Annotated in this window: 9 protein-coding genes; 1 reads left to right on the forward strand and 8 read right to left on the reverse strand. The window is 62.7% G+C overall.

The window, feature by feature from the left end:
• Nucleotides 1-53: 53 nt before the first annotated feature.
• The 8 genes from G3N95_RS39075 to paaA all read right to left on the reverse strand — a co-directional run bounded on the left by G3N95_RS39075 (nucleotide 54) and on the right by paaA (nucleotide 6,438).
• A complete protein-coding gene (locus G3N95_RS39075; protein ID WP_205975421.1) occupies nucleotides 54-719 on the reverse strand; it encodes a GNAT family protein in 666 nt (221 codons plus the stop codon).
• A 254-nt stretch (nucleotides 720-973) separates the two neighbouring features.
• Complete coding sequence (locus G3N95_RS39080) at nucleotides 974-1,588, reverse strand: TetR/AcrR family transcriptional regulator (RefSeq protein WP_205975422.1); 615 nt, start codon at nucleotides 1,586-1,588, stop codon at nucleotides 974-976.
• 17 nt (nucleotides 1,589-1,605) lie between these two features.
• Complete coding sequence (locus tag G3N95_RS39085) at nucleotides 1,606-2,421, reverse strand: DUF1835 domain-containing protein (protein WP_205975423.1); 816 nt, start codon at nucleotides 2,419-2,421, stop codon at nucleotides 1,606-1,608.
• 199 nt (nucleotides 2,422-2,620) lie between these two features.
• A complete protein-coding gene (gene paaE / locus G3N95_RS39090) occupies nucleotides 2,621-3,709 on the reverse strand; it encodes a 1,2-phenylacetyl-CoA epoxidase subunit PaaE (RefSeq protein ID WP_205975424.1) in 1,089 nt (362 codons plus the stop codon).
• A gap of 1 nt (nucleotide 3,710) precedes the next feature.
• Nucleotides 3,711-4,274 carry a 1,2-phenylacetyl-CoA epoxidase subunit PaaD gene (gene paaD, locus G3N95_RS39095; protein WP_205975425.1) on the reverse strand — a complete coding sequence of 188 codons (564 nt, stop codon included), beginning with the start codon at nucleotides 4,272-4,274 and terminating at the stop codon, nucleotides 3,711-3,713.
• A 28-nt stretch (nucleotides 4,275-4,302) separates the two neighbouring features.
• The gene (gene paaC / locus G3N95_RS39100; RefSeq protein WP_205975426.1) at nucleotides 4,303-5,106 is read right to left on the reverse strand and encodes a 1,2-phenylacetyl-CoA epoxidase subunit PaaC; all 804 of its coding nucleotides are present in this window, start codon (nucleotides 5,104-5,106) and stop codon (nucleotides 4,303-4,305) included.
• Between the two features lie 9 nt (nucleotides 5,107-5,115).
• Nucleotides 5,116-5,400: a 1,2-phenylacetyl-CoA epoxidase subunit PaaB gene (paaB, locus tag G3N95_RS39105; RefSeq protein ID WP_201648989.1), complete on the reverse strand. Its 285-nt coding sequence runs from the start codon at nucleotides 5,398-5,400 to the stop codon at nucleotides 5,116-5,118.
• Between the two features lie 39 nt (nucleotides 5,401-5,439).
• The gene (gene paaA / locus G3N95_RS39110; protein WP_205975427.1) at nucleotides 5,440-6,438 is read right to left on the reverse strand and encodes a 1,2-phenylacetyl-CoA epoxidase subunit PaaA; all 999 of its coding nucleotides are present in this window, start codon (nucleotides 6,436-6,438) and stop codon (nucleotides 5,440-5,442) included.
• 196 nt (nucleotides 6,439-6,634) lie between these two features.
• Here paaA and G3N95_RS39115 point away from each other — a divergent pair, with 196 nt between their 5' ends.
• Entirely contained in the window at nucleotides 6,635-7,909 is a 1,275-nt protein-coding gene (locus tag G3N95_RS39115; RefSeq protein WP_205975428.1) for an SGNH/GDSL hydrolase family protein, read from the forward strand.
• Nucleotides 7,910-8,218: the final 309 nt, after the last annotated feature.

Raw genomic sequence — 8,218 nt, forward strand, 5'->3', positions numbered from 1 at the left:
AGGGCGGCTCATTGAGGAGCCGCCCTTTTTGGTGTTCGTGGTTTCGCTGGCGCTTACGCGGCGATCGCGGTCGGGATGAACGACTCGATCAGCTTCGACGTGTTGCGCGCCTGGCGCTTGAGCACATAGTCGAACACGGCGGCCTGTTCCTGGAGCATTTCCGAGATGATGCTGTTCTGATCGGCAGGGGTGAGCGTCAGATAGGCGTCCGCTTCGCCGTAGGCGTACTCGATCTTCATGCCGGCCTTCTTGGCGATGTGCATCATCGTCGTGTTGCGCGACAGGCAGTGGATGTACAGCGACGTGACGTGCGTGTTGCGGCTGCGGATGGCGGCGCGCTCGAACAGCTTCGTGCCGATGCCCTGGCCGCGCACGCTTTCCGATACCGATACGCCGAATTCAGCCGTGCGCTTGTCGCCTTCTGCCGGCAGATAAGCCAGATGGCCGACGCCCACCAGTTGCAGATGACGGTCGAAGACGCCGAACACCGTGTCGCGGCCGAAATCCAGCGTGCGGACGTAGTTTTCGATGACGTGATCCGGCGTGACCTGGCCGAAGCGCAACAGACGATCGTCTTCGCCAAGTTCGAGGAAGTGGGCGAGCAGACGCTGACGGTCTTTCTCGCCGAGTTCCCGGACCAGAACAGGCGCGCGACCGGCGACGTTCAACAAGCGATCGACAGTGATCGGCTCGGCGGCGCGGATAGTTTGCTCAGTCATGGTGGGTTCTCCTATAGCTATGCGGCATGATGCGCCGCAAAAAGCATTCTAATGGAAAACCCGATGTATCACTAGGGAAAACCCTGTAATGTCCCGAGTGTGCCGTCTAAAAATATGCGCGTTTCTTTTTATCTATCTGATTTTTAAGCATTATTTATAGAGTGATCGTGCGATACCGATGCGTCGCCGTGTCGCAACGACGGCACGATAGTTGCTGCGGAAAAGCATCCATTCGATCGTCGGGGCGCCGAATGTCAGCCCTTCGAGGCCGCAGCAAGCAGTCCGTGATCGACCATACCGATCACCTGCTCCGCGAACTCCCGATACCCCATCCGGCCGCCCGGCTTCAGCCAGGTGAACGTCCAGTTGATCATGCCGAAGACCATCATCGTGAGAGCCGTCTGATTGTCGCGCGACACACGCTCGGGATATGCACGCGCCAGTTGCCGCGCGAACGCGGCGACGACATCGCGCTGACGGTTCAGGATGATTTCGCGCTGCGACTCCACCAGATATTTGACGTCGTTCAGCAGCGCGACGTGCCGGCTGTGCGATGTCTCGTACTCGGAAAGGAATGCGCGGACCAACTCGGCGAACGTCTCGCGTTCGGTGAGCCCGCGCCGCTGACTCGCGCCTTCCACCTCGGCGATGATCAGCATCAACCGCTTCGTGTAGCGGTCGAGCAGGTCGAACAGAATCGCTTCCTTGCTCTCGTAGTAGTGGTAAAGGCGCGCTTTCGACGTGCCGCTCGCCGCGGCCAGGTCGGCCATCGACGTGCTCGGATAGCTCGTTTGAGCAAATTTCGCGGCGGCCAGTTCTAGGATCTGGTCGCGTTGGCTCTCGTGGTCAGGGGCTCGTGTGCGGGCCATGATTGTTCTGGTTGGTCTTAAACAGGGGAAAGCGCTGCAGGCGTGACTTTTATTTCCAGCGAACGCCACGTCTTCGTCTCTCCGCGCAATTGCAGCTGGCCCGAGGCGGCGAGTTCGCGCAGGCGCCACAGCACCAGGCTGTCGCTGACCAGCAAGCCGTTATCTGCCGCCATCAAACGGGCGGCGACTCGTCCTGCCGATTGCCAGCCTTCGACTGCATGCTCAAGGACCTGCGCGTCCAGATCGGCGAACGTACCGCTGGTAAAGGTGTTGTCGCGCCAGCGGCGCAGCTCCGCGTTCGCGAGTTTCACTTCCTGCCATTCGAGCGCGAGCCGGCCGATGCGCAACACGGAGATCGGCGCGGCGCCCGGCAGACGCTGCAGCAACAGATCGGGCGCGAACATGCCGACCGACGTTGCATGATCGGGACGGCGTAGCGGGGCGCTCGCTTCGCCCGTCAGATCGTCGATCGACAGACGTAACTCGTTGAGTCGCTGCGGCATTTCGCGCAGATGAAAGCACACGCGGCGCAGCGTCAGCTGATCGGCGGCACTCTGGCCGTGCCATACGACCACGTGCGTCGTCGCGTCGACCACGGCATTCAGTTCGGCTGCCTGCTCCTTGAACTCGCCGATGAAATCTCGCGTGTCGTCGCCGCTGACGCGCTGCCAGAAGTCGGCGCGAACCTGCGGCGTATCGTCGATGCCCTGCAACGGGCCGACAGCCAGATCGTCGCGCAGGGCCAGCACGGCGTCGCGCCGGCCTGCCTGGTCGAGCGCCTTGCGCAGAGAGTCGGCGGCCACGTCGCCGTTGGTGATATGGATCGTGCTCATTGTCATTGTCGCGTTCGCGCGCCCGTCGAGCGCAGTCGAAGCACGGTTCGATCAGAAGACAGAAAAGGCCGCTCGTGGCAGGAACATCTTTCCTGTGACGAGCGGCCCCTAGTGTAAGCGGATCGCGTGTGTGCCGAAAGCGACGATGCGCACATACCGTGCATGGCGTGCGGTGCAACGGGTGCACGCCGCGCGGGTATCAACGTTCGTCGTAGCTCACGACGACCTTGTCGCTGATCGGATGACACTGGCAGGTCAGCACGAAGCCGTCCTTGATCTCGTGTTCTTCCAGCGTGTAGTTCTTTTCCATCTTCACTTCGCCTTCCAGCACCTTCGCGCGGCACGTACAGCAGACGCCGCCCTTGCACGCATACGGCAGCGCGAGGCCCGCGCGCAGACCGACGTCGAGTACGCTCAAGCCCTGATACGGCAGACGCAGCTTGCGCTTCTTGCCGTCGAGCACGATTTCGAGGTCGGCGGTAGGCGTGTCATCGGTGATTTCCGCGGCGGGCACGCCCGCTTGCGGCAGCGGCGTGCCGAAGCGCTCGACGTGCACCTTCTCCTGCGGCAAACCCGCGGCCTTCAGTGCGGCTTCGGCGGCATCCATCATCGGCGCCGGGCCGCAGATGAACGCTTCGTCGATCGCATCGGCGGGCATCAGCGTTTCGAGGAAGGATGCGCACTTCGCCTGATCGAGCACGCCATTGAAAAGTTCGACGTCCTGGATGTCGTCGGACAGCACGTGATACAGCACGAAGCGGTTCATGAACCGGTTCTTCAGATCTTCGAGCTCTTCGGCGAACATGATCTGATCGACGCTGCGGTTGCCGTAGATCAGCGTGAACGTGCTGCGCGGCTCGATTTCGAGCGTCGTTTTGACGATCGCCAGCACGGGCGTGATGCCCGAGCCGCCCGAGAACGCGAGGTACTGCTTGCCGTGGTCGGCGTTCAGGTGCGTGAAGAAACGGCCGTCCGGCGTCATCACGTCGATCGTGTGGCCGGGTTGCAGCGTATCGAACGCAAAGTTCGAGAAGCGACCGCCGCGCACGCGCTTGATGCCGATGCGCAGTTCGCCGTCACGGTCGTAATCGGTGACGCCGACGCAGATCGAATACGAGCGGCGCGTTTCCTCACCGTCGATATGCGTCTTCAGCGTGACGAACTGGCCCTGAGTGAAGCGAAACTGCTCGCGCAGTTCGACGGGGACTTCGAAGGCGACGGAGACCGCATCGGCGGTTTCGGGCCGCACTTCCCGGATGCGCAGCGGATGAAATTGCGGAGTGGCCATATCAGTACGGTTTGAAGTAGTCGAAGGGTTCGCGGCAGTCGACGCAGCGATACAACGCTTTGCATGCCGTCGAGCCGAATTGCGCGAGGCGTTCGGTGTGTTTGGAGCCGCAGCGCGGGCAAGCGGGTGCCGGCAGCGAGCGCGGGACGAAGCGGATCACTTTCTGTTTCGTTCCCGTGTTCGCGTCCGGCTCGCTGCTGCCGCAGTTGCCTGTCGGCGGCGCGATGCCGTACGCCCGCAGCTTTTCGCGGGCGTCGTCTGTGATCCAGTCGGTGGTCCACGCGGGCGCGAGCACGGTCTCGACGCGATACGGCGCGAAACCGGCGGCGTCGAGCGCCATGCCGATGTCTTCGGCAATCTGCGACATCGCCGGGCAACCCGAGTAGGTCGGCGTGATGACGACTTCGAGCGCGCCATCGGCGGCGCGGCGCACGTCGCGCAGAATGCCCAGTTCGCGAATCGACACGACGGGGATTTCCGGATCGGGCACGGCCTCGAGCACGGCCCACGCCTGCGCGAGCGCACGGTCTGATGTGGCGGCTGCTGTTTGAGCGGTCGAAGTCATCGTTGAACTCACCTGTTGGATCGACGGATTACCAGCTTGCGCCCGGATGCTGGCGCGCGAGGCTCTGCATTTCGGCGAGCAGGAAGCCCATGTGCTCGGAATGCTCGCCGTGCTTGCCCGTCGTGATGTGCTTGACGGTGTCCGGCTGCTTCAGCATCGCTTCATCCAGCGCGGCGCGCACGTCTTCGAGCCACGCAGCTTCGAGTTCGGACGTCTTCGGGCCGATGCCGGCTGCGGCGATCACTTCTTCCGTCGCGTCGGCGCTGAAGAACTCGCGCGTGTACGGCATCAGATAGTCGAGCGCAGCCTGTGCGCGGCGATGCGATTCGTCCGTGCCGTCGCCGAAGCGCACCAGCCATTCGCGCGAGTGGTGCACGTGATACTGCGTTTCCTTGATCGACTTGGCGGCGATCGCGGCCAGTTGCGCGTCCGACGAACCGGTCAGCGCCGACCACATGTGCAGCATCAGCGTCGAATACAGGAAGTTGCGCACGATCGTGACGGCGTAGTCCTTGTCCGCGTGCGCCGTACCTGCGAGCGGTCCGACATGCGGCAGTTCGGCGAGCGTGTAGTTCGCGAACTCGCGCTCGGGGCGGAAGAACGCGTAGTCGTCTTCCGTGCGGCTTTTGCCCGTCAGCGTCTTTTCGAGGTCGGCGGCGTGCGAGTACAGAAGACGCGCCTGGCCGATCAGGTCGAGGCTCATGTTCGACAGCGCGATGTCTTCTTCGAGAATCGGGCCGTGGCCGCACCATTCCGCGTTGCGCTGTCCGAGGATCAGCGCGGTATCGGCGAGGCGCAGCACGTAGGCGAGGTGTTGGGTCGTGATATCCATGACGCGCGCTTACATGTGGTTGACTTCGTCGGGCAGCTGATAGAACGTCGGGTGGCGGTAGATCTTGTCGCCAGCCGGTTCGAACAGTTCGGCCTTGTCGTCGGGTGCCGATGCCGTGATCGCCGACGACGGCACCACCCAGATGCTCACGCCTTCCTGGCGGCGCGTGTAGACGTCGCGCGCCATGCGCAGCGCCATCGACGCGTCTGCCGCGTGCAGGCTGCCGCAATGTTTGTGGTCGAGTCCCTGCTTACTGCGCACGAAGACTTCCCAGATCGGCCATTCCTTGTTCATCGCAATCTCCTTCCAGTCTCTCTCGATTCGGGGCGCCGTTCAGGCGGCGTGTTGCTGCGCGCGCTGGCGCTGTTTTTCGGCATGGGCGAGGGCGGCTTCGCGAACCCACGCGCCGTCGTTGTGCGCCTTCACGCGCGTCGCGAGGCGTTCCTTGTTGCACGGGCCGTCGCCGTTGACGACGCGCCAGAACTCGTCCCAGTCGAGGTCGCTGTAGTCGTAGTGGCCGCGTTCTTCGTTCCACTTCAGATTCACGTCGGGCAGCGTGACGCCCAGCACCTTCGCCTGCTCGACGGTTGCGTCGACGAATTTCTGACGCAGATCGTCGTTGGTGATGCGCTTGATGCCCCACTGCGCCGACTGGTTGCTATGGACGGAATCCTTGTCGCTCGGGCCGAACATCATCAGCACCGGATACCACCAGCGATCGACCGCCTGCTGGACCAGTTCGCGCTGAGCATCGGTGCCCTTCATCATCGCGATCAGCGCGTCGAAGCCCTGACGTTGATGGAACGACTCTTCCTTGCAGATGCGGATCATTGCGCGTGCATACGGACCGTACGTGCAGCGGCACAGCGGAATCTGGTTCATGATGGCCGCACCGTCCACCAGCCAGCCAATCACGCCGACGTCCGCCCAGGTCGGCGTCGGGTAATTGAAGATGCTCGAATACTTCGCCTTGCCCGCGTGCAGCGCGTCGATCATCTGGTCGCGCGACACGCCGAGTGTCTCGGCCGCGCTATATAAATAGAGGCCGTGACCGCCTTCGTCCTGCACCTTCGCCAGCAGGATCGCCTTGCGCTTCAGGCTCGGCGCGCGCGTGATCCAGTTTCCTTCCGGCAGCATGCCGACGATTTCCGAATGCGCGTGCTGCGAAATCTGGCGAACCAGCGTCTTGCGGTACGCGTCGGGCATCCAGTCTTGCGGCTCGATCTTGCCGTCGGCGGCCATGACTTCGTCGAAACGGACTTGCTCGGGCGAGCTGGCGGCCGTGTCGAGCGGGGCTACATTGCCGGGAATGTCGAGGGATTGCGTGTACATGTCGAACGCTCTCGTCATGAGTTGGTGTGTGTTCGGCAGTATAAGCCAACCGTCCGGTCGGTTAATAAATTTTTCGAGATAGATGGGTAGGGGTTTGCACTATGCAATCGTGCACAATGGGCGGCTTGTGTCGGGCCCGTTTTCCGTCGGGTTCTCCGGCTTGTTTCCCCTAATCTCATTTCACCAATCAGTCGCAATGTCCACTCGTTCTCTGGCCGTCGCGTGCGGCGCGGTTCTGTCGACCGTTCTGCTCGTTTCCAATCCCGTCTTCGCAGCCGATAACGCGTCGCCGTGGGTCACCGCCTGGGCGACGGCGCTCCAGCCGATTCCCGAAATACCCAATCCGCCGTCGCTGTACCGGGCGCCGGAGGTTGCGGGGCGCACTGTCCGGCAGATCCTGTATCCGACGCTGTCGGGGGAAGTTGTGCGTCTCCATATTAGTAACGCGTATGGGAAGACGCCGCTCGTGATCGAAGATTTGCGGATCGCGCGTGCCGGCGGGGGCGCTGGCGCGGCTGTTCAGGGCGGCACGGCGATGCGGGTGACGTTCGGCGGGAAGCCGGCAGTCAGCGTGCCGCCGGGCGGGGAAATCGACAGCGATCCTGTTCGCGCCGGCATTTCGGCGGGAGCGCCTTATGTCATCAGCAGCTATATGGGGCGCGAGCAGAAGATGGTGGCGTGGCATCGCGTGTCGAGTCAGGTCAACTATCTGTCGACACCCGGAAACCATACCGAGGACGTCTCCGCCGACGCCTATCGACAGCGTTTCACGCAATTCGCCTGGCTAACGGGGTTGCAGGTCGAGGCGCCGACTGCATCGACGATCGCAGCGATCGGCGATTCGATCACAGACGGGATGCGATCGAGTCTGAATCAGAATCGACGCTGGCCGGACGCGCTGGCGCGCCGGGTCGCGCTGAGCGGCGACAAATCGGCCGCCGTCGTGAATCTGGGGATCAGCGGAAACCGGCTGCTGAGCGACTCGCCCTGCTATGGCGATGCACTCGTGACGCGCTTCGGGCGGGACGTGCTGGCGCCGCCGGGTGTAAAGACGGTGATTCTGATGATCGGCATCAACGACATCAACTTCGCGGCGATGCCGCCGCATGGCGGGTTGGATTGCGATTCCCCGCACACGCAGGTGACGGCGGACGGACTTATCGCTGGTTACAAGCGTGTGATTGCGGCCGCACGCGCCAAAGGGCTGCGGATTTTCGGCGCCACTTTGACGCCGGCGGCGCTGCCGCCCCAGCGCGAGGCGATCCGCGCGGAGGTGAATCAATGGATCCGTACCGGCCGTTCGTTCGACGGCGTGGTGGATTTCGACGCGGCATTGCGCGATCCCGCGGAGCCGACGCGTCTAAAGCGCGTGTTCGACAGCGGCGATCAGATTCACCCGAGCGACGCTGGGTACGCCGCAATGGCGGATGCGATTCCGCTGCAGGCGGTGATTGGCGCGGCCAGAAAGTGACCCCGATAAAAAACCTGCGTCACACCCTTGTCATGAGGCCTGGGATGGCCTAAGATTCGCGTCCTCGTTCAAGAGCGCGGTGTTCTGCGCGACGGAGCGGGGCCGCGACAGAAACGGCGCGGTGGTCGAGTCAGCAAGGTTTTTCAGGCGATGCTAAAAAAACCGGTTGACGAAACGAAAAGGGTTCTTCATAATCTCGTTTCTCTGCTGCTGACGCAGCAACGCGGTGAAAGCAAGGTGCTTCCTGCGAATGTTCTTTAAAAACTAACAGCCGATAAGTGTGGGTGCTCGATGGCGGCGCACGGTGAT

The sequence above is a fragment of the Paraburkholderia sp. Tr-20389 genome (assembly GCF_017104565.1).
In the GTDB taxonomy this organism is placed as follows: Bacteria; Pseudomonadota; Gammaproteobacteria; order Burkholderiales; family Burkholderiaceae; genus Paraburkholderia.